General features: G+C 61.1%; 17 protein-coding genes. 3 read left to right on the top strand and 14 right to left on the bottom strand.

Annotation, left to right across the window (positions count from 1 at the left end):
* The 8 genes from BLS48_RS22150 to BLS48_RS22185 all read right to left on the bottom strand — a co-directional run.
* Window positions 1-376, bottom strand: a 376-nt coding sequence (locus BLS48_RS22150) for an ABC transporter ATP-binding protein (RefSeq protein ID WP_143019464.1), incomplete at its 3' end; no start/stop codon positions are given.
* 47 nt (window positions 377-423) lie between these two features.
* Window positions 424-1,842 carry an NAD(P)/FAD-dependent oxidoreductase gene (locus BLS48_RS22155; RefSeq protein ID WP_091582497.1) on the bottom strand — a complete coding sequence of 473 codons (1,419 nt, stop codon included), beginning with the start codon at window positions 1,840-1,842 and terminating at the stop codon, window positions 424-426.
* Window position 1,843: 1 nt separating this feature from the next.
* The gene (locus tag BLS48_RS22160; RefSeq protein ID WP_091582136.1) at window positions 1,844-2,701 is read right to left on the bottom strand and encodes a PfkB family carbohydrate kinase; all 858 of its coding nucleotides are present in this window, start codon (window positions 2,699-2,701) and stop codon (window positions 1,844-1,846) included.
* Between the two features lie 83 nt (window positions 2,702-2,784).
* Window positions 2,785-3,645, bottom strand: coding sequence for a carbohydrate ABC transporter permease (locus BLS48_RS22165; protein ID WP_091582139.1), 861 nt, complete (start codon window positions 3,643-3,645; stop codon window positions 2,785-2,787).
* Window positions 3,642-4,529 carry a carbohydrate ABC transporter permease gene (locus BLS48_RS22170; protein WP_244529761.1) on the bottom strand — a complete coding sequence of 296 codons (888 nt, stop codon included), beginning with the start codon at window positions 4,527-4,529 and terminating at the stop codon, window positions 3,642-3,644. Before BLS48_RS22170 ends, BLS48_RS22165 begins: the two co-directional genes overlap by 4 nt.
* An 83-nt stretch (window positions 4,530-4,612) precedes the next feature.
* Complete coding sequence (locus BLS48_RS22175; RefSeq protein WP_244529763.1) at window positions 4,613-5,872, bottom strand: ABC transporter substrate-binding protein; 1,260 nt, start codon at window positions 5,870-5,872, stop codon at window positions 4,613-4,615.
* A gap of 94 nt (window positions 5,873-5,966) precedes the next feature.
* A complete protein-coding gene (locus BLS48_RS22180; protein WP_091582147.1) occupies window positions 5,967-6,980 on the bottom strand; it encodes an SIS domain-containing protein in 1,014 nt (337 codons plus the stop codon).
* A gap of 193 nt (window positions 6,981-7,173) precedes the next feature.
* Entirely contained in the window at window positions 7,174-8,196 is a 1,023-nt protein-coding gene (locus BLS48_RS22185) for a LacI family DNA-binding transcriptional regulator (protein ID WP_091582150.1), read from the bottom strand.
* A 766-nt stretch (window positions 8,197-8,962) separates the two neighbouring features.
* On the opposite strand from BLS48_RS22185, the gene BLS48_RS22190 reads away from it, so the two are divergent.
* Entirely contained in the window at window positions 8,963-9,457 is a 495-nt protein-coding gene (locus BLS48_RS22190; protein ID WP_091582152.1) for a flavodoxin family protein, read from the top strand.
* A gap of 350 nt (window positions 9,458-9,807) precedes the next feature.
* Here BLS48_RS22190 and cysQ read toward each other — a convergent pair whose 3' ends face one another.
* Genes cysQ through cysD form a run of 3 tightly spaced genes read right to left on the bottom strand, consistent with a single transcriptional unit; the run spans window position 9,808 to window position 13,452 of the window.
* On the bottom strand, window positions 9,808-10,596 hold the full coding sequence (gene cysQ, locus BLS48_RS22195) for a 3'(2'),5'-bisphosphate nucleotidase CysQ (protein ID WP_167365205.1): 789 nt from the start codon (window positions 10,594-10,596) through the stop codon (window positions 9,808-9,810).
* Window positions 10,597-10,606: 10 nt separating this feature from the next.
* Window positions 10,607-12,544, bottom strand: coding sequence for a sulfate adenylyltransferase subunit CysN (gene cysN, locus BLS48_RS22200; protein WP_167365194.1), 1,938 nt, complete (start codon window positions 12,542-12,544; stop codon window positions 10,607-10,609).
* A gap of 2 nt (window positions 12,545-12,546) precedes the next feature.
* Window positions 12,547-13,452 (bottom strand): sulfate adenylyltransferase subunit CysD, encoded by a 906-nt coding sequence (gene cysD, locus BLS48_RS22205; RefSeq protein WP_091582160.1) that lies wholly within the window; start codon window positions 13,450-13,452, stop codon window positions 12,547-12,549.
* Between the two features lie 488 nt (window positions 13,453-13,940).
* Between cysD and BLS48_RS22210 the strand changes: the two genes are divergently transcribed.
* On the top strand, window positions 13,941-15,218 hold the full coding sequence (locus BLS48_RS22210) for an O-antigen ligase family protein (RefSeq protein WP_091582163.1): 1,278 nt from the start codon (window positions 13,941-13,943) through the stop codon (window positions 15,216-15,218).
* A gap of 17 nt (window positions 15,219-15,235) precedes the next feature.
* On the top strand, window positions 15,236-16,183 hold the full coding sequence (locus BLS48_RS22215; RefSeq protein WP_091582165.1) for an NAD-dependent epimerase/dehydratase family protein: 948 nt from the start codon (window positions 15,236-15,238) through the stop codon (window positions 16,181-16,183).
* Window positions 16,184-16,224: 41 nt separating this feature from the next.
* On the opposite strand, the gene BLS48_RS22220 is transcribed toward BLS48_RS22215, so the two are convergent.
* The 3 genes from BLS48_RS22220 to BLS48_RS22230 form a co-directional block, all read right to left on the bottom strand.
* On the bottom strand, window positions 16,225-16,764 hold the full coding sequence (locus BLS48_RS22220) for a sugar transferase (RefSeq protein WP_091582167.1): 540 nt from the start codon (window positions 16,762-16,764) through the stop codon (window positions 16,225-16,227).
* A gap of 120 nt (window positions 16,765-16,884) precedes the next feature.
* The gene (locus BLS48_RS22225) at window positions 16,885-17,817 is read right to left on the bottom strand and encodes a glycosyltransferase family 2 protein (protein ID WP_091582499.1); all 933 of its coding nucleotides are present in this window, start codon (window positions 17,815-17,817) and stop codon (window positions 16,885-16,887) included.
* 79 nt (window positions 17,818-17,896) lie between these two features.
* Window positions 17,897-19,885: a nucleoside-diphosphate sugar epimerase/dehydratase gene (locus BLS48_RS22230; protein WP_167365195.1), complete on the bottom strand. Its 1,989-nt coding sequence runs from the start codon at window positions 19,883-19,885 to the stop codon at window positions 17,897-17,899.
* Window positions 19,886-20,042 lie beyond the last annotated feature (157 nt).

A 20,042-nucleotide genomic window follows, 5' to 3' on the forward strand; every position in this document is an offset into this window, starting at 1 on the left:
ATTTGGTCAGCTGCAGGATTTCCGCGGCCTGCCGCACCCGCTTGTCGATCTCGGCCTTGCTTTCCTTGCCGATCTTCATCGAGAACGCCATGTTGTCGTAGACGGTCATGTGCGGATAAAGCGCATAGGACTGGAACACCATGGCGATGCCCCGCTTCGACGGCGGCACGTCGTTCACCACCTCGCCGGCGATCTTGAGCTCACCGGAAGTGATTTCCTCGAGCCCGGCGATCGACCGCAGCAAGGTCGACTTGCCGCAACCGGACGGGCCGACGAAGACGATGAATTCGCCCGACTTTATATCGAGGTCGATGCCGTGGAGAATGTTCAGATTGCCGTAGGACTTCCTGATTTGCTTGAGGGTCAGTTCGGCCATTATGCTCTCCTCGATTGCGTGACGATGGGCAAGGTGCTCAACAAAGCCTATTTCCTGTGGTGGCCCGGCTTCAGTCCGGCCAGCAGGTTGGTGATCCGGCCCGGTTTGCGGTTGCGGATCTCGGCCTCGTTCTTGCGACGCACCGCACCGCGGACAAGCTTGGCGCCAAGATAGCGGAACGGCTCGGGCGGCAGCGACATCCGGCGTTCGATGCCAACCAGGCCGCTGGCGCTCCAGCGATCCTTTCGCTCCAGCACCAGGCTGGCCAGGATCCGCCCACCAATAGGCGTCTGCGCGATGCCGGTTCCGTTGAAGCCCATGCCGTAGAAGATGTTGGGATGGCCGCGCAGGTGATCGAAGACCGGAACGTGTTCAGGCACACAGTCGATGGGACCTGACCAGTCATACTCGACTGGCACGCCACGCAGCGCTGGATAGACTCTGTGCAGCTCCCGCACATTGTCACGACCATGCTCGGCGCTGCGATTGAAGCTGGCGCCGACATTTCCGGCGAACGCCACGTTGCCGCTTCCGCGGCCGAAGACCACCCTGCCCGTGGCGGTGCGCTGGTAATAGAGGACCTGGGCCTGCGAATCGCAGATCGCGGCACCGTCACGCCAGCCAATGCTGTCGAGCAGTTCTGGCACGGCAGCAGTGGCGATCACCTCGCTATCGACGACATAGAGATGGCGCCGCAGTTCCGGCAGTGCCGAAAGCCAAGCATTCGCGGCGAGTACGACCTTCTCGGCCTGCACTGTGCCCCGCGCCGTCCGCAGGGTGCACGCCCTGCCCGTTTCGATGTCGAGGACCGGGCTGCGCTCATGGACGACAATGCCGCGTGCCAATGCCAGGTCACGCAAGCCGATCGCCAGCTTGGCTGGATGGACCGTGCCGGCACTGGTCTCCAAGACGCCGACATAGGATGCCGACGAACCGGTGCGGTGTTTGATGTCCTCGGCCGTCAGCGGTCTGAAACGGTTCTCGCCCACGGCCGCCGTCATGGCAACGGCGCGCTCCCATGCACCTTCCTGGGCAATCGAGCTCGCGGTCCACAGCCAACCGTCCAGCCGCAAATCCATGTCGATCATCCCGTCTCGTTGCAGCGCCTTCAATTCGGCGATCGACGCGACTGTGTCGGCGCAGAGTTGGCGTGCCTCTTCGAGACCAACGACGGCGCTGATCTGGTCGAGTTCGGCGAACCAGGAATGGACTTGGCCACCATTGCGGCCCGAGGCTCCTGAACCGCAAAGGTCAGCTTCAAGCACGATGACCCGCGTTTGCGGAGCAAGCTCACGGATGCGCAGCGCCGTCCACAGGCCTGTATAGCCGCCGCCGACGATCACCACCTCGGCACGCTCACTGCCTTGTAAAGGCTCGGTCACCGCGACCGCGCCAATGTCCTGCAGCCAGAACGAACGGTCGGACGGAAGCGCTGCCGCCGGCTGTCGCAAACGAAGTGTCGTCACGTCAGGCTCCCTGCGCATCGGTGATGATGCTGGCGTATTTGGCCGGCAACCACTCTGGTATCGGACGTGGCTTCTGGGGAAATCCGCCAAGATGAGTACAGGTCTGCGCCGCCGCCACTGAGGCCATGTGCAGCGCTTCTGCTGCCCTCAGGCCTTCGAAGTGGAACGCGGTCAGGAAGGTCGCGATGAAGCTGTCGCCAGCGCCGCATGTGTCGACCACGTCGACCAGAGTAGCTGGCGCATGCAGGACGCCCTTGCCGTCGTCGAAGTAGGAGCCTCGGCGTCCGCAAGTCACGACAACCTGCCTTGCGCCGGCAGCCCGGAGTTCGCTAAGCAAAGGCTCGACCGGCGCATCGACGTTGACGGGTCCGGAGGCAAACAGCAGCGGCACGCCTTCGAGCGGCTGCGCCAGATGCGCCGTCGACACGTCGATGCTGAACGGCACATGGTCAGCGACCAGGCGGCGGACGAGATCCCTGTTGGCGTTGGTGCCGACATGAACCCAGTCAGCTGTGGCTATGACCGCATAGCGCTCCGGCGGCGGCATGTAGTCTTCGCCAACCCCGAAGGATTCATGCAGGAACTTCCGATCGCCGGATTCGTCACGAAGCAGGGTGACGGCGGTGTCGCCGGGGCGACGTTCGACATCACTGGGAGACAGACCTACTCCTGCGAGTTCGGCAAGCACCACGTCACCCTCGGGGTCCTCGCCGACGGCGCCAAAATAGCGTGCATTCCAGCCATTGCGTCGCCATTGCGCTGCCACGTTAAGTGCGTTGCCGCCGACAGTAAGCAGGCCATTCGTGAGGTAGGCATCCAGGCAATTGTCGCCGACGGCGACGAGCTTTGGCTGGGTCATGCCAGAACCCGGAGATGGCAATAATCGGCTCCGATCAGCTGGTGAAAAGCAAGCTGCGGCATGAAGGGTCCTTTCAGAAATTGCTACTTACCGATGCCTTCGGACAGGCCACGAATGAAGTAGCGCTGTGCGGCAAAGAACACGATCACGATGGGAAGGGCCGAGATTGTCATGGCGGCGAACACCACGGAATAGTTGGTCCCGTGCGTTGCCATGATCGACGTCAGGCCGACAGGCAGTGTCTGCACGTCGCTGCCGCTCGTGAAGATCATTGCAAACAGATATTCGTTCCAGGCGAACAGAACGTGCAGGATGACACATGAGATGATGATCGGCCGGCACAGGGGCAGCGTGATGCGCCAGAAAATCTGGCCTTCGCTCGCACCGTCCATTGTCGCCGCTTCGTCGAGATCGCTTGGCAGATCCAGCATGTAGGCACGGATCAGGAAGGTGGTGAACGGCACCCGGAACGCCGTGTAGAGAATGATCAGCGCCCAGTAGGTGTTGTAGAGGCCGAGCGCCTGCAGCATCTTCACCAGCGGAATGATCGCCACAGTCGGGCTCAGCATTAATCCGCCGAGCACGATCGCGATGACCAACGGTTTTGCCGGCATTTTGGTCCGGGTCAGCCCAAACGCCGTCCAAGCACTTATGAGCACGGTGCATATGGCCGAGGCGACAGTCACCAGGATGGACACGGTCACGTAGCCCCGAACACCCTGGTTCCAAGCCTGGATATAGTTGTCCCACGACCAATGAGCAGGCAAGGCGAAGGGATCGCCGAAAATCTGCGCATTGTCCTTGAATCCGTTAAGCGCCATCCAGATCAGCGGATAGATGACGACGACGCCAAGGCAGACAAGGAACGAATAGAGGAACGTCCTGGCGATGACGGCCCACACATTGACATCCCGGGCCCGCCCAACGGCAACCGTGGCGCTCATAGCTGCACCCTGCGGCGCTTCGTGTACCAGAGCTGTGCCGCGCCGGTGAGCATGGTCAGAACGAAGATAACGGCGGCAATCGCGGCACCGTAGCCGAAATTGTCCTCGATGAAGGCCTTCTGATAGAGCCATGTGCCCAGAACCTGGCTGCTGTTGTTAGGGCCGCCAGCGGTCATAACCATGACCTCGTTGAACACCTGGAACGCCCCGGTGATGGTGACGATGATCATCAGCCCGGTCATTTCCCGGGTCAGTGGAAAAGTAATACTCCACAGGCGGCGCAGCGCGCCGGCTCCGTCGATCGTGGCCGCGTCGTAGAGATCGCGTGGAATCTTCTGGATCGCGATAGCAAATAGCAGGGTCGAGTAGCCGAAGCCCTGCCACTGGCTCATGGCAATAATGGCGTAGATGGCAGTGTGCTCATTGCCGAGCCAAGGTTGCACCAGTTGCCCCATACCGAGGCGACTGAGAACCGCATCCAACAAACCGATCTGCGGCTGGTAGATGAAATAGAACAGCAGGCCGGTCACGGTGATCGAAATGGCGGAAGGCACGAAGTAGACGGCGCGCCACAAGCGGCGCCAACGTTCGCTCCTCAGATCCTCGATGAGGGCCGCCAGCAAAAACGCACCGAAAACCTGGAAGACGACAGAAATGATGGCGTAGAGGCAGTTGTTCCACAGCGCGACCAGCACGATCGGGTCATGCAGGAGCCGGTCGTAATTGGCGAGGCCGACATTGGTGACCTCGCCGGTATAGATATCCTGGTCGGTGGTGCTGACGATGAAGTTGTCGACGATCGGATAGTAGACAAACCATCCTATGAGGACCAAGGCGATTGCCGCCCATCGGAACGACAACAGACTGCCGAAACGGGCCTGCAAGGTTTTTGGCCTTTGCGATCTAGCAGCGCCGTGGACCACGGCGCCGCTTCTGATTGTGTCCGATGCCCTTGCCATTGTGAGCGTTATTTGGCTGCCGAGGCGGTCTTGCGCACCTCGTCCATCACCTGTTCCGGCGTCATCGAACCACCCGCCAGCGCCTGCAGGCCGGACAGCCAGACTGCGGCAACGCGCGGCGGATTGGCCGTATCGAGCCAGGGCATCAGGAACGAGGCCGCATTGATCTCCTTGAGACCATCGACCACCGCCACGCTCATGTTCTTTTCCGACGCGCCGCCGATGGTGGCGCTCGGCTGGCCATAGGGCGGCGCGGACAGGACCTGCGCGTTTTCCTTGGAGGTCACGAACTTCATAAAGTCGATCGCGAGCGGAATGTTTTTTGACGCCGCATTGATCATGTAGCCCTCTGGCGCGCCCTCGATCGACTTGGGGTCACCTTTGGCGCCATCGGGCACGGGCAGTTTGAAAAAGCCGAAATCGGCAGGCTTCAGCGCTGAATCCGGCGTGGCAGCCTGATCGAATTCGATGATCTCCTGATAGTACATGGCCGACTGGGCGTTGGTGAAAGCCTGGAGAGCCGAGGCATAGGAGGTGCCGTTGACGCCGGCGCCATCGGTGCAGCGCTCGACAAGCTGACTGAACTGCTTGAGCGCCGCGACATAGCCTGGATCGCTGTATTCGGCGGTCGCCGGATCGAAGTCGCGTTCGAGCGTCGCCTGCGGCACATTATAGGCCAACAGTTGGCCCGCATAGTGGATTGCCGGCCAAGCTTCCTTGTTGCCCAGCGAGATCGGGGTCGCACCCGATTTGCGAATAGTATCGCAGCTCGTCAGCAGCTCCTCGAAATTGGCCGGCGCCTTGAGGCCGAGCTTGCCGAAGACCTGCTTGTTATAGCCCATGAATTTGGCATCCTGATAGAGCGGTATACCGTAGAGCTTGCCGTTGTATTCGAATGACTTCACGGCCGCCGGAGAGAGCGTCTTGCCCCAGTCGGTGTCGGGGCCGATCACCTTGCTCAGGTCGACGGCGCGGTTGCCGCGCACGAAGTTGCCACCCCAGCTGCCCGTCCAGGAAAAGTAGATGTCGGGCAAGGAGTTCGACGCGACCAGCGTCTTCGTCTTGCCCTTCACACTGTCATCGCTCTCCTGAATGAGCTCGACCTTCACGCCCGGATGGAGCTTCTCATAGTCCTGCGCCAGATTGACGAAATAGGGTGACAACTGCTGCAGCCCGAACTTGGTCAGGATCGACAGCGTGCCGCTGTATTCCACCTTGGCGTTCGGGTCGGCCGCGACAGCCGGTGAAGCCGCGGAACTGCCGCTCATTGACAGCCCAAATGATGATGATATCGCGGCCACTGTGACCGCCACGACTTGCAGCGAACGTTTCATAAGCAGCTCCTTCAGAGGTGAGAGGGGATCAGTATTCAACGCGTTTGTAGTAGCGACGTGTCGTCAGCGGGTGGTTGCGCAGCACCTCGAGATGCGCGCTCAGCCGCTCGAGCAACGTGGCGAGCAGCACCGGCGAGATCATGCTGCGAACCTGAGCCGAGATACCCGGCAACCTGACTGAGGCTGCATCCAGTGTGCGGACGCGATCGGTGTAGCGCTTGGCGAAGTTCTCAACCCGATCCGCCAGCGGGCGGAGCGCATCCTCGCCCTTGAACACGATGACGCTGACGCCCGGCTCCACCAGTTCAAGCGTGCCATGGAAGAAGTCCGCGGCGTGCACCGGGCGGGTGCGGATCCACTGCATCTCTTCCAGGATACACATGCCGTAATAGTTGGCCTCCGGCCACACCGATCCGGCGCCGGTGAAGATGTGATAGGTCTCGTCCTTGATGGTGGTGGCCAGCTCGGCGGCCTTGTCCTCGAAGGCGGCTTTCGCATCGGCGAGCAGGCTGGGCAGGAGCTGGAGTTCGGCGACAGCCGCATCGAAGCCATCATATTCGCCGCGCTCGGCCAGCAGCGCCAGCACGATCAGCAGCGTCTGCAGGTAGAACGACTCTGACGAGGTGTCGTCTTCGGCAAAATTCGTGAAGTTGTGGTCGGCCTCTCGTGCGATCGGCGTGTCCGAATGGCCGGTGAGCGAGATCGTGCGCACGCCTCGGTTCTTCAGGAAAGCCATGAGCTCGACGCCCTCCTTCGTGGTGCCGGACAGCGAGGGGATGACGACCACTGCCTTATTGTCCAGACCGGCCGGCGGATCGAGAACGACTTGGGCCGGATACTCAGCGCTCACCGGAAAGGTAGAGTAGCGCTTCGCCAGCTCGATCGCGGGAAGTGTCAGAAGCTGCACTCCGCCGGTACCCATGAAGAATAGACGTTCGACGCCCTCCGCAAGCAGCGTGCGCATGAGCGAGCGCGCCTCGCGGGCGATGGAAACGGCCCCACTCTGGATCCTTATGAATCGGTCCTTATCGAAATTCAGCATTGTGGTTCTTCCTTGTACCGGATGCAGCAGAGCCGCCTCTGCCTAGGCGCAAACGTCGAAGCGCCGACTAATCAGTCTTTGATCAATTCGATGAATGTGAGATCGATCTCACATCGCAATAATGGACACGCATTTTCGCGATTGGCAAGCCCCCGCGATGAAATTTGTCGAAATGGGAAGATTCTGCGGGCGATCAACGCCCGGGGAGCTGTGCGACAGAGCCCCGCACGATCAGGCGAGTCGGAAACCGGATATGGCGCGGCGCTATCTTCTTGCCGGCTAGCCGTTCAAGCAGAAATTTGGCGGCGAGCGGACCGATCTCGGAAATAGGCTGAGCCACGACCGTTATCTGCGGGTCGGTGAACGTGGCCAGATTAAAGTCATCGAAGCCGACCAGCGACACGTCGTTTGGGATCGACAGACCCATCGAGCGCAGACCCAGAAGCGCACCTTGGGTCATCAGGCTGTCCACGGTGAAAAGCGCTGTCGGTCGGTTGCGGCGGCTGAACAGGCGGATAGTGGCGTCGACAGCATGTTCGACAGTCGAACGTGACACACTTACCAGCGATTCATCGAGCCCGATGCCATGCGATTGGAGCGAATTCTGATATCCGGCGAGGCGTTCCTGCGCTGTGAATATGCGCGATTCGTCGCGCAACAGGCCGATGCGCTCGTGCCCATTGGAAACGAGAAAATCAACTGCTTCGCGCGCACCGCCTTCATTGTCGACGACAACGCTGTCGCATTGCAGTTCCTGGACGACGCGATCGATCAGCACGACCGGGGTGCCCTCGCTCACGAGCTGCACGATGTGCTGGCTGTCTGTTGCCGAGGTCGGCGCCAAGATGAAGCCGCGAATGCTTAGCGAGCGCAAGCTCTCCAGCAACTGCTTTTCCTGCTCGACGTTCTCCTCGCTGCTGGCAATCAGAAGATTGTGGCGATGCTTGCGCAGCTCCACCTCGATGTCGTGCGCGATTCGGGCGAAGAATGGATTCTGGATGTCGCCGGGCACGAACCCCACGATGGGCAGCTGCCCGCTTCGTAGCGCCTGTGCAACGAGGTTGGCCCGATAGCCCAGCCTTTCAGCTGCCTCAAGCACCCGAAGCGCTGTCTCGTCGCCAACGTAACCATAGCTGTTGAGCGCTCGCGCGGCCGTGGCGCGCGACACGTTGGCCGCAGCCGCAACGTCTTTGAGTGTAATTCCCTTCTGCGTCACGGTTCACTGTCCTCCTGCGACCAGAACTGCGAAAGGTCGCCTCTCCGGCCCGACGTTGCAGGCATCGTTGTGCCGCATATCGGCACATTCTCAAACTGCCAACGAAGTTTGTGCACGTTCTTTGCGGGCTCGCGGTCCGGGGAGTTCAGGCGCTCCATCCACGATGACGATGCCCGCCACTGCGCGCAACTCTGTAATGCGAATTTGTAGCCCGAGCGATGACGGCAAAGATGATGCGATGAGCCGAGGTCACCAAGAGCGGTGTCGGCGCATTTGAGGACATCCGGACCGATTGCGGGGGTTCTGTTGCCAAGCGCGATATGACCAAGCTTACCTTTCCGCTCGATTCTTGGTCGGATGCGCTGGAGGCAGTTAGACTGACAGCGGCATGGATCGCCGACGGTGCGTCAGGTCTGTTCGCTACCAAGGCTGCGCGGCCGGCCGGATATCACCCGACCCCATTGACGGGAACAAATGACGCACACCCCTGGGCGTGGTTTGTGTGAATATTTGTTGCGGGCAAATTCAGTCCGTGCCGACAGCGACATCCTGCCATAGCCATTCCTGGATACCGGGCCTGAGACCATCCTCGGCAGCTACGTATGCGGGGCCTGATGTGGGGCCCATCTCGAATTCGGCAGGTATTTCACGGTAGGCCCACCGCGACTCCATTGATCGGGGTCAATCCCTGCACGCCAGGTTCGTGAGATTATTATTGTTGTGGAGCCGGCCCTGGCCGGCCGCGCGAACGGGAAAGGATCGGCCGATGCAGACAGTGATCGTGGTCTATTCACGCACCGGCAACACTTTGAAGGTGGCGCAAGCTCTCGCTGGCATACTCGGCGCTGAGATTGCCGAGATCAGATGCCAACGCAACTATGACGGCGCTGTTGGATTCCTTCGCGGCGCTATGGATAGCGTCATGCGGCGCAAGCCGTCCATCGATGTGGCGCAGGTTGTGGCACAGCCCCACGATCTTATGGTGATCGCCGGACCGGTCTGGACCGGCCGGGCCGCCGCTCCTTTGATGGCATTTCTGGCCGGACGCCCGAAGCTGCCCGGGAGAGTGGCGCTGTTGCTGACGCATGGAGGGTCGAACCCGGCCAAGGCACTCGCTGAGGTCGAGACTCTCGTCGGTGCGCCTCTAGCGGCGCGACTGGCGCTAAAGGAAGCAGACATCAAGGGTGATCGCTTCTCCGCGCCTTTGACCGATTTTGCGCGCGAGGCAATTGGTGAGGCAGACTTGCCTCTCATTGGATAGCGTCACGCGCGCGGCGTGACAATATTGGGCTGCCGGGGTGCAGTTTTCATCGGCACTCTTGGCATTGGGGGCAGCAGTAACCTGTCCACGGAAGCCGCTTGCGCAAAACATTGGCACTTGGACGCTCATGCTGTCCGGGCGAATTCGCCTCGGCGTTCACCAAAGGTAGCAGTAGCCTCTCCCTCCTCAAACGTTCGACCGGGGGCGAGCGCTTTCGCGAACCCAGATCTCAGAGCTGCCCCTTCCCCAGCGGCCACCGCGAAGGTAGAGCGGCCCGACACGTGCGAGATCGCGGGCGGTCCAATGTGTTGCCTAACAGTGAGGCGAAGGCATCTCCGCCTTGAGATGTCTCACGCCGCGCCGGCAACCCTGCCGCTGGCGATGAAATGCGGATTGGCGAAGTCCTCGTCATCGCTTTGCCTGCGCTTGCCATAGACCAGGGGCTGACCGTCCAGCGTGCGCGTCATGCCGCCGGCAGCGCGCAGCACGGCGTCGCCCGCGGCCGTGTCCCATTCCATGGTGCGGCCGAAGCGCGGATAGACGTCCGCCTCGGCGCTGGCGAGAAGACAGAATTTTAAGGACGAACCGACCGAGACGATCTCGGCGGCACCGAGGTCGCGAATGTAGGCCTCGGTTTCCGGTGTGTTGTGCGAGCGGCTGGCAACAACGGCCAGCGGCGCTGCGGCCGTTCTCACCGAGATCGGCCGGCGGCCGACGATCTGGTAATCGCCATTGATTTCGAGCGATTCCGCCCTGCCCGGCCGGCCGGAGAAGAAGCGGCCAGTGCAAGGCGCAAAGACGACGCCGACTTCCGGCACGCCATGGCGAACCAGGGCTATGTTGACTGTGAAATCGGTGCGACGGTTGACGAATTCCTTGGTGCCGTCGAGCGGGTCGATCAGAAAGAAAGCCCCGTCCAGGTCGGGTGGCACGACGCCTGCGGACGCTTCTTCCTCAGCCACGCACGGAATGTCGGGAAATGCAGTGCGCAGACCGGCGAGAATGATCTTCTCGCTCTCGCGGTCCGCTTCGGTAACGGGCGAGGAATCGGATTTGCTGTCGACCGCGTAGCCTGCGTGGAAGACGCGCATCACCTCCCGTCCGGCCGCCAGAGCCAGTCGCTCGAAGATTTCGAGCATCAGCCCGTCGTCAGATGCCGCCGCCGCTGTCGTATTGGTCTTCGGCAATGTCGCGCTCGTTCAGCCAGTGTTCCAGGGTATCTACCATCTCTTCGGCCGATTTGCCGAGCGTCTTCAGATGGATTTCCGGCTTTTCCGGTACCTCGTAAGGGGAATCCACACCGGTGAAATTCTTGATCTCGCCGTTCAGTGCACGCGCATAGAGGCCCTTCGGGTCACGCCTGGCGCATTCCTCGAAGGGCGTATCGACAAACACCTCGACGAATTCGCCGTCGGCCATCAATTCGCGCGCCATGCGCCGCTCGGCGCTGAACGGCGAAATGAACGAAACAATGACGATCAGGCCAGCATCGGCCATCAAACGCGCCACCTCGGCGACGCGGCGAATGTTTTCGACGCGATCGGCATCGGTGAAACCAAGATCGCGGTTGAGACCGTGACGGACATTGTCGCCGTCGAGGATGTAGGTATGGCGGCCGGTGGCGAACAGCTTCTTTTCGAACAGGTTGGCGATGGTCGACTTGCCCGAGCCCGACAGTCCGGTGAACCAGAACACGGCGGGCCGCTGGTTCTTCATGTCGGCACGCACACGCTTGCCGACATCGAGCGACTGCCAGTGGATGTTTTCAGCCCGGCGCAGCGAGTGCAGGATCATGCCGGCCCCGACCGTGGCGTTGCTGATGCGGTCAATCAGGATAAAGGCGCCGGTCGTGCGGTTCTCAGCAAATGGGTCGAAGGCGATCGGCGTGCGCGTCGAGATGTTGCAGATGCCGACTTCGTTCATTTCGAGCGATTTGGCAGCCTCATGGGCAAAGTCATTGACGTTAATACGATATTTCAGGTCGGTGACGGTGGCGCTGGTCTGATCGGTCTCGGTGCGCAGGATGTAGGATCGGCCGGGCAACAGCGCGTGCTCGTCGAACCAGACGAGGTTGGCAGCGAACTGGTCGGCGACCTGCGGCCGCGCGGCCGGCGAGACCAGCATGTTGCCGCGTGAAATCTCGACCTCATCATCAAGCACAAGCGTGACGGCCTGCCCGGCTGCCGCCTGGGCAAGGTCGCCCCCATGCGAAACGATCCGCTTGACGCGCGAGGATTTTCCGGACTTGGCAACAACAACTTCGTCGCCTGGCGCAACCGAGCCGGAGGCGATCGTGCCGGCAAAACCGCGAAAATCGAGATTGGGACGGTTGACATACTGGACCGGAAAACGGAACGGCAACTCGACAGCGGCCTCGTCGACCGACACGGTTTCGAGATGCTCGATCAGGCTCGGGCCGGAATACCATTGCATCTTGTCAGAGCGGCCGGTGACGTTGTCGCCATAACGTGCCGACATCGGGATCGGCACAATGGTCTGGAAACCGAGACTGCGCGAAAACTGCCCGTAGTCTTCAACGATCCGGTCGAAGACCGCCTGGTCGAACCCGACGAGGTCTATCTTGTTGACGGCCAGCACGATGTGGCGGATGCCGAGCAGTGAGGCGATGATCGAATGGCGCCTGGTCTGGCGCAACACCCCTTGCCGCGCATCGATCAGCACGATCGCCAGGTCGGCGGTCGACGCACCGGTCGCCATGTTGCGGGTGTATTGTTCGTGGCCGGGCGTGTCGGCAACGATGAACTTGCGCTTTGGCGTGGCGAAGAAGCGGTAAGCGACGTCGATGGTGATGCCTTGCTCGCGCTCGGCCTCGAGGCCGTCGACCAGCAGCGCGAAATCGATGTCGTCGCCGGTGGTACCATGCTTGCGCGAATCGCGTTCGAGCGCGGCGAGCTGGTCCTCGAAAATCTGCTTGGTGTCCGACAGCAGGCGGCCGATCAGCGTCGACTTGCCGTCATCAACGGAACCGCAGGTGAGGAAGCGCAGCAGCGACTTCTTCTCCTGTGCCGCCAGATAGTCGCGCACGCCGTCGCTGGGAGCGAGGCTCTTTGCCATGATGTGGCGCATGGTCAGAAATACCCCTCGCGCTTCTTCTTTTCCATCGAGCCGGCTTCATCGCGGTCGATCAGGCGGCCCTGCCGTTCCGAGGTGCGCGCGGTCAGCATTTCGCCAACGATGGCTTCCAGTGTTTCGGCATCCGATTCGATGGCGCCGGTCAGCGGATAGCAGCCAAGCGTGCGAAACCGCACAAGCCGGTTCTCCACTACTTCGCCGGGGCGCAGTTTCATGCGCTCGTCATCCCTGAGGATAAGCATGCCGTCGCGTTCCACCACCGGCCGTTCCTTGGCGAAATAGAGCGGCACGATCGGGATGTCTTCCTGCAGAATGTACTGCCATATATCGAGTTCGGTCCAGTTCGACAGCGGAAACACGCGGATCGATTCCCCTGACGCGATGCGGGTGTTGAATATCTTCCACATTTCCGGCCGCTGGTTCTTCGGGTCCCACACATGCTGGGCATTGCGGAAGGAGAAGATGCGCTCCTTGGCGCGCGACTTCTCCTCGTCGCGACGGGCACCGCCGAAAGCGGCGTCAAAACCGTATTTGTCGAGCGCCTGGCGCAGGGCCACGGTCTTCATGACATGGGTATGCGTGTTCGAACCGTGATCAAACGGATTGATGTTGTCGCGCACGCCATCTTCGTTGACGTGGACCAGAAGGTCGAAGCCGAGTTTCTGCGCCATCTGGTCGCGAAAGGCGATCATCTCGCGGAATTTCCACGTCGTGTCGACATGGAGGAAGGGAAAGGGTGGCTTGGCCGGATAAAACGCCTTCATCGCCAGATGCATCAGCACGGACGAATCCTTGCCGACCGAGTAGAGCATGACCGGCTTGGCAAAGGCGGCCGCGACCTCGCGGAATATGTGGATGGACTCGGCTTCAAGCCGTTGCAGATGCGTAAGCGCTGTTGTCATGGACTGTGAGCGTTCTCTCGTGCCTTCCGACAGAAGACTTGCCTGAAATCAACGGGCTTTTGCGCCCGCTTCAAGGCTCGCTTCTGGATAAACTGTTCGAGCGGGCCTTCTAGCAGATCGCCGCCGCCCAGAACAATGCAAGACGCGCCCGGGCGCCGGTCAGTTCGGGAATGAATTTTCCACACTTGCGCCAAATCCCGGAAATTTCTGCCCGGACTGTCAATTGCCGGGAAAAGACGGGAAAAATATTGCTTGAGAGACCGCGGCGGCGGTCTCCCAGAAGCCTTCGCCAATCGCCCGGCGCCAGCTGCCGTTTTCCGGTGGCAATCGCCCCCGACGCACTATCGAAAAGGCAGCCCAGCCGCTATACCAGCCTCTGAAAGCGGGCAAGACGCATCATACGGCGCGGGCAATTTCGAGGCGAGCACATTGATTTCGCTCAACAAGATCTGCCGTATGTGGTTTCCAGAGATTAGCGAGCCAGAAAATTGACCCGGCTTTCCTCCATAAGACAGCAACTCACGCCTTCGCGCGTCAATATCTATTTCTCCATTCTTTGCTTCTTTTTTCCACCGGTCCTGGGATCGGTGGTCAGCTTCGTGTTCAATGGCGGCGGCCTGTGGTCCGTCCTGTTGATTGCCTCCAGGAAAAGGCGTTTCAACGTCGACCGGCCCATGATCGCGCTGACTGTCGCGATCTATGCCTACTGCGCCGCCAATCTCATCGCCTCCATCGTCAACAACTCGATCGTTCGGGATGCGCCACACCTGATCCCGCTCGTCACCTTCCTGTTTTTTCCAATCTCCTATTCGACCTGGAGCATCACGCCTAAGGCCACGCTTGTCCGCATCATCGTGCTCAGCAGCATGGCTGCCTGTTTTGTAGCCCTGCTGCTGGCGATCTTTCAGCAATATTGGCTTGGGATGAGAGCCGAGGGTGGGGCCGGCAATGCGATCGTGTTCGCTCAAGTCCTCTGCCTTGCCGTGATGATGTGCGTGGCTGGCGCCCTGTCGGGTGTCGAGAGACACAGGATCGCCCTCATCTGCGCCGCGCTTGGCGGAGCGGTGGCCATCGTCTATTCCGGTACACGTATTGTCTGGCTGGCGCTGCTGATTTCCGGCATCGCCGTTCTGCTGATCAACCAACAGAGACTAAGAGGGTGGAACCTCGCTCGCCTGCTGCTGCTACTGGCGGCGGTCGGCATCGTGATCGCTGCTTTCGGCTTCCAGACAATTGCCGAACGCCTCGACTTCCTGCGTTCCGACTGGGATGCGCTCGGGGCGCGCGGCGACTACGACACGTCGATGGGAATACGTATTGCCCTTTGGGAGATCGGCCTGAAGGCATTCCGCGAGATGCCAGTGTTCGGACATGGGGCCGGTGCGACCCAGCTCTTGATAAAGCAAGGCTTCCAGGATCAGTTCGCACTGTCTCTAGGCTTCAGCCACTTTCACAATGGTTTCCTGACCGCCCTGGTGCAGGCAGGAATCCTGGGCGTTGTGACGCTGGCGGCGATCTTTGTCGTTGCCGCCAGAAATGCCGCCCTGGTCCTGCGAAACAGAATCGATCCGATCGAGCGCTTCGGCGCCACGATGATCGTCGTCTTGGTGATCACCTATCTGATTTCCGCGATGACCGGCATCCTGGTCGGGCACGACATTCTGGACTCGGTGCTGATGGTCTTCCTGGTGAGCGGGACATATCTCGCCTCCGGACACCAGGTTTCACTGGCGGAAGACCAGGCTCTTCCATCAGTGACACAATAGCTGTTCCGGGTAAGGCAATGAAAGTCCTGGTCACAGGCGCGACGGGATTCATCGGGCGCGCCGTCGTACGCCATCTTCGCGAAGCCGGGGCCGAGCTTCGCCTTGCCTCCCGCCGCCCGGAGAAACTGGGGTCGGGAAACGACACTGTGCCCATGCCCAATTTCGATGCGCCGGCAGCGGCTTTCCTGGCACTCACCAGGGATATGACCCATGTCGTCCATTGCGCGGGCCTCAACAATGATCAGGGCAACGCCACCGAAGCCGACTATCGGGCGGCCAATGTGGAATTGAGCGCGCGGCTGGCGCATGCCGCGGCCGCACAGGTGAGCGGACGCTTCATTCAGCTCTCCTCGATCCGGGCCGTGATCGGCGCTGGCGTCAGCGCAACGATCGACGAGAACACGCCCCCTGCCCCGCAATGCGTCTATGGACGCTCGAAACGCGAGGGCGAAATCAGGGTTCTCGGCGCCTATGCCTCGCAAGGCCGTCCCAATGCCGCCGTGCTGCGCCTGCCTCCCGTCTATGGAAGCGGCATGAAGGGAAACCTGGCGACGTTGATGCGCCTGGCCGACACCAGCTTGCCGCTGCCAACAGGCGCGTTGACGGGAATCCGCTCGCTGATGTCAGCCGAAGCCGCGGCGCGAGTCGTGTCGCACCTTTTGAGCCATTCAGCGTCGCTTCGCCCGGTCTATGTCGGCGCCGATGTGCCGCCGGTCTCGATTGCAGCCATCATCGACGCCTTTCGCAACGGTCTTGGACGGCCTCGCCGCCTGATCGCCGCACCGGCCGGCCCGATGCGACTTGCCGCGGCCGTGCTTGGCAGGCGGGCGTTCTGGGACAGCATGACCGCGACACAGATATGCGATCCTTCCCTGCTGGTGTCGGAGGGCTGGCTGCCAGAAACGGGCACGCTGGAGCGGCTGGCCGAAATAGCGCGGCTCAGCAAATCTCGAATTCTTGTTTGACCATGATCTTTCCAAGATCGGGCTTTGGGATCATGGTCAGCTTAGCCTCGATAGAGCGTTCCAAACAAGATCCGAAGGTCGAGCCATAATGACGCGGTCCTGAGATAGGCGGCATCAGTTTCGGCCAGAAGCGCCGGGCTCGACATGTCGATGCCCCTGATCTGAGCCATGCCGGTTATGCCCGGAAGTGCCGACAGAACCCCCAGCCGTCTGCGATATTCGATCAATTCCGTCTGGGTTGGCAGACAAGGGCGAGGTCCGACCAGACTCATCTCGCCCTTCAGAACGTTCCAGAACTGGGGCAGCTCATCGAGCTTGAACTTCCGCAAGACCTCGCCAACCGATGTTACGGCGTTCGCGGGCGTCTCATGCGAGGGCAATGATGGCGTTCCGACGTACATCGTCCGCAACTTGTGACAGCGAAACAGCGTGCCGTCGCGACCGACCCGCGTCTGGGAAAAAATCGCCGGACCGGGAGAGGATGCCCGAACCGCAAGAACGGCGAGCAGAAAAACAGGTGATGTGACCAGCAACAGCAGGGCCGCGCCGACAAGGTCGAAGATTTGCTTGGCTGTCTTCATGAACGGCTGATAGCGCTCCCTGCCAAAGCCATGAGGCAACGCCACGTACGGAGCCCCTCGATCCGGTCGACGTAGCATGAGGTTATCTGTTGACCAAGCGCGCCAGGCATCATTCGTTGCTCAGATACGACCCAGGATGAATGCGAGATAGAGCCCCAGGGTCCCCGCAAATGTCTGTCGATAGACGCCACTTTTGCGCAAGCCAGCCAAGCGGTGGAAAAGACTGCCCTGCCGTCCGCTGGTGAACACGTCGAGGCACGCCGCCGCATCCGGGGTAAGGAGGTTGCGATTGACGGCAAGGCCGTCGAGGTTGAGATCGGTCCAGCCGGCAAACTCGCCCCTGAACAGGCGGCCAAGCCGGGAAACCCTTGCCTGCCACGACACGTTGGCGCCAACCAGGTTTGCGGGATGCTGCCGGTATCGCACCAGCGGCCGCGGATCGTAGCGGACGACGCCGCCGGCGGCGGTCACGATGAGATAGGCCCACCAATCATGGCTGACGAACTCTGTGCGCGCGCAGGCCGTGGCCAGCAGGTCGCGTGCGGCGGCGTTCAACAGGATGGTGTTGCCGCCGGCGATGCTTTGCACGAGCGCGTTGCGAAAGGACGGCGGCCGGCGAAACAGCGGCGAATGGCCGACAAGGCTTCCAGCCTCGGTCATGGTTGCTGTCCGCGAACAGAACATCAGCGGGGTTCTTGCATCGAGCCCCTGCATCCAACGGACGGCGGTTTCCAGCCTGTCGGGTTCCCAGATATCGTCCTGGTCGCAGAAAGCATAGCAGTCCGCCTCGATGCGTCGATCCAGGATCATCGAGCGGAAATTGGCGGCGAAGCCTTGCCGTGGCCCCTCCAGCAGGGTCATTCGCCCCTTGGACCAACGGGGCTTCCAGGCCTCGATGATGGCGGTCGTGCCATCGACGGAGCCATCGTCCGAGATCCACAGGTCGATAAGAGGATGCGACTGCGCGACCAGGGATCGCAGTTGCTCGTCAATGAAGGCGGCGCCGTCTTTCGTGCCCATCAGGACTGCAATGCGCGAATCTTCTTTGCTCACCAGCTTCAAATACCCTGCAAATACCCAGGAATGGCTGGGCCTGTCCGTACCACGATCAAGATCATTCTCTGAATTGGGTCTAGGTCGCCCGCCCGGCCGTTTTCGGGGTCGCGTCCCGAGGTGCGCTCCCCCTTGCCCTCTTGGCGCGGTCAAGGCCAGCCAGAACGGCGAGCGAAGAAGCCTTGTCCTGGCTCTTCATCGATTGCTGCAGTTGCGTGAGCGCGGCCTGGACATCCGACCATTCCACGACATCGGTGCTCAGGCCGAAAATCTTCGAAATGCCGAGCTCGACCAGCTCCTCATCTTCCCCATGCAGCGTTTCGTGGAGTTTCTCGCCCGGCCTTATGCCGGTGAACCGGATCGGAATGTCCGTGTATGGGTTCTGTCCGGACATGCGGATCATCGTTTCGGCCACTTCGAGGATCGGCACGGGCTTGCCCATGTCGAGCATATAGACGGCGTAGTCGTCGCCGCCCTGTCGCGATGCCGCATCGGCCGCCGACATGATGACCAGATCGACGGCTTCGGCCACCGTCATGAAATAGCGTGTCATGCGCCGGTCCGTGATGGTGACGGGGCCCCCGGCCTCGATCTGCGCCTGGAATATGGTTGCTACCGAACCATTGCTGCCGAAGACGTTGCCGAAGCGGACAGCTATGAACTTGGTGGCGGACCGACGCCCGCCCGGCTCGCTCGCGGGCGCCCCGTGCAAGGCGCTGACGATCTGTTCGGCGGCCCGTTTTGTCATGCCAAGCACCGATGTCGGATCCACCGCCTTGTCGCTCGACACCATGACGAACTGTGGAACACCGCATTTGGCGGCGACCTCCGCGCAGACGAGCGTGCCGAAAACATTGGTCTGGATGGCGGAATCCCAGTTTTCCTCAAGCAAGGGAACATGCTTGAGCGCCGCGGCATGAAAGATGATGTCCGGCCTGAATTCCGTGACGACGCGCGTTATCTGGCGCCGGTCGGCGACATCGACGATGCGGACCTTGAGGCGGTCATGGTGCTTCTCGTCGATGTACTGGCTCAACTGGAAGATGCCGAATTCGGAGTTGTCGGCGACCAGCACCGCCTCGGCCCCCAGTTCCAGCGACCGTTTGACCAGCGTTCGGCCGATGGACCCGGCGCCTCCCGTCACCAGAACCCGTTTGCGGCCGACGAAGGCGCCGATACGCTCGATATCGGACGGGACTGTCGGGCGGCGCAGGATGGTTTCCATCTCGACGGCGTCGAGAACGAGCTTGCCCTGCTGTTCCAGTTGCGAAAGACCGGAGAATTGCACCACCGTTATACCGCCGTGCCGGGCGACCCGGACGAGCTCCGTATACTCCTCGATCTCATGCTCGGCACCGCTGCCGAAAATCAGCAGATCCAGGCTTTTGGTGCCGGTTGCATAATCCTCCAGGGCATCGACCAGACGCGGCCGGGTCGCCACCACGGGAACGCCCTGAATACGCGTTCCCAAGGGGGCGCCTTGCTCGGTCGCCATGATGCCGGCGATGGAATAGTCGGCGGGCTCAGCCGTGCGCGTGAAGCGGATGATCAGGTCGGCTTCGCCGAGCCGGCCGACGAACAATGCCCGCTTGGTCCACGCGTTGTCGCTCTTGCGGCTCAGCATGCCCCAGCTCGCGCCGTCACGCAGGAAGCGGTAGAACAGCCGCGGCCCCGATATGATGGTGAAGGAGACGAGGAAGAACACGATGAACTGTCGTTCGTTGAGGCCGGCGACCGGCTGGACGAAACGAACCACCAGCGAAGCCGCGTAAAGAGTGAGCGTCAAAATCGCGCAGCTCTTCAGGATGTTGAAAAAGTCGGGCGTCGAGGCAAAGCGCCAGACCGTGGTGTAGAGACCGCTATACCTGAACAGCAAATGGCTGATGACAACGATGCTCGCCCAGGTGGCCAAACCCTCGTTGGAGAGCGCACCGAACGAAAGATCCGACCGCGAAAGGCTGAGGCTGAGTGCCACCGCGACCAGGACCATGACCACGTCCTGGACCATGATGAAGGCGCGCCGCATCTCCGGCCTGAGTCCGAATACAGCTTCCAGGTAGGAATTCATTGGATGGCACTAGACTCCAGGCTCTCGGACATGGACACCTGAAAAGCGCGAACACGAAAACATTCGTGGCCGATCACTCTTTCAAAGTGCCATCCCCGGCCCCCGCCGTGCTGTATCGCATACTGCGGGCTCGAAGTCATAGCCAGATGTTTTTTCG

This window comes from Mesorhizobium qingshengii (genome assembly GCF_900103325.1).
Lineage (GTDB): Bacteria > Pseudomonadota > Alphaproteobacteria > Rhizobiales > Rhizobiaceae > Mesorhizobium > Mesorhizobium qingshengii.

Excerpts from the sequence above, each read along its gene's own strand:
- BLS48_RS22230 (WP_167365195.1), bottom strand. The coding sequence starts at position 19,885 with ATGAATTCCTACCTGGAAGCTGTATTCGGACTCAGGCCGGAGATGCGG.
- BLS48_RS22160 (WP_091582136.1), bottom strand. The coding sequence starts at position 2,701 with ATGACCCAGCCAAAGCTCGTCGCCGTCGGCGACAATTGCCTGGATGCC.
- BLS48_RS22175 (WP_244529763.1), bottom strand. The coding sequence starts at position 5,872 with ATGAGCGGCAGTTCCGCGGCTTCACCGGCTGTCGCGGCCGACCCGAAC.
- BLS48_RS22190 (WP_091582152.1), top strand. The coding sequence starts at position 8,963 with ATGCAGACAGTGATCGTGGTCTATTCACGCACCGGCAACACTTTGAAG.
- BLS48_RS22180 (WP_091582147.1), bottom strand. The coding sequence starts at position 6,980 with ATGCTGAATTTCGATAAGGACCGATTCATAAGGATCCAGAGTGGGGCC.
- cysQ (WP_167365205.1), bottom strand. The coding sequence starts at position 10,596 with ATGCTCGAAATCTTCGAGCGACTGGCTCTGGCGGCCGGACGGGAGGTG.
- BLS48_RS22220 (WP_091582167.1), bottom strand. The coding sequence starts at position 16,764 with ATGAAGACAGCCAAGCAAATCTTCGACCTTGTCGGCGCGGCCCTGCTG.
- BLS48_RS22165 (WP_091582139.1), bottom strand. The coding sequence starts at position 3,645 with ATGAGCGCCACGGTTGCCGTTGGGCGGGCCCGGGATGTCAATGTGTGG.
- cysN (WP_167365194.1), bottom strand. The coding sequence starts at position 12,544 with ATGCGCCACATCATGGCAAAGAGCCTCGCTCCCAGCGACGGCGTGCGC.
- BLS48_RS22215 (WP_091582165.1), top strand. The coding sequence starts at position 15,236 with ATGAAAGTCCTGGTCACAGGCGCGACGGGATTCATCGGGCGCGCCGTC.
- cysD (WP_091582160.1), bottom strand. The coding sequence starts at position 13,452 with ATGACAACAGCGCTTACGCATCTGCAACGGCTTGAAGCCGAGTCCATC.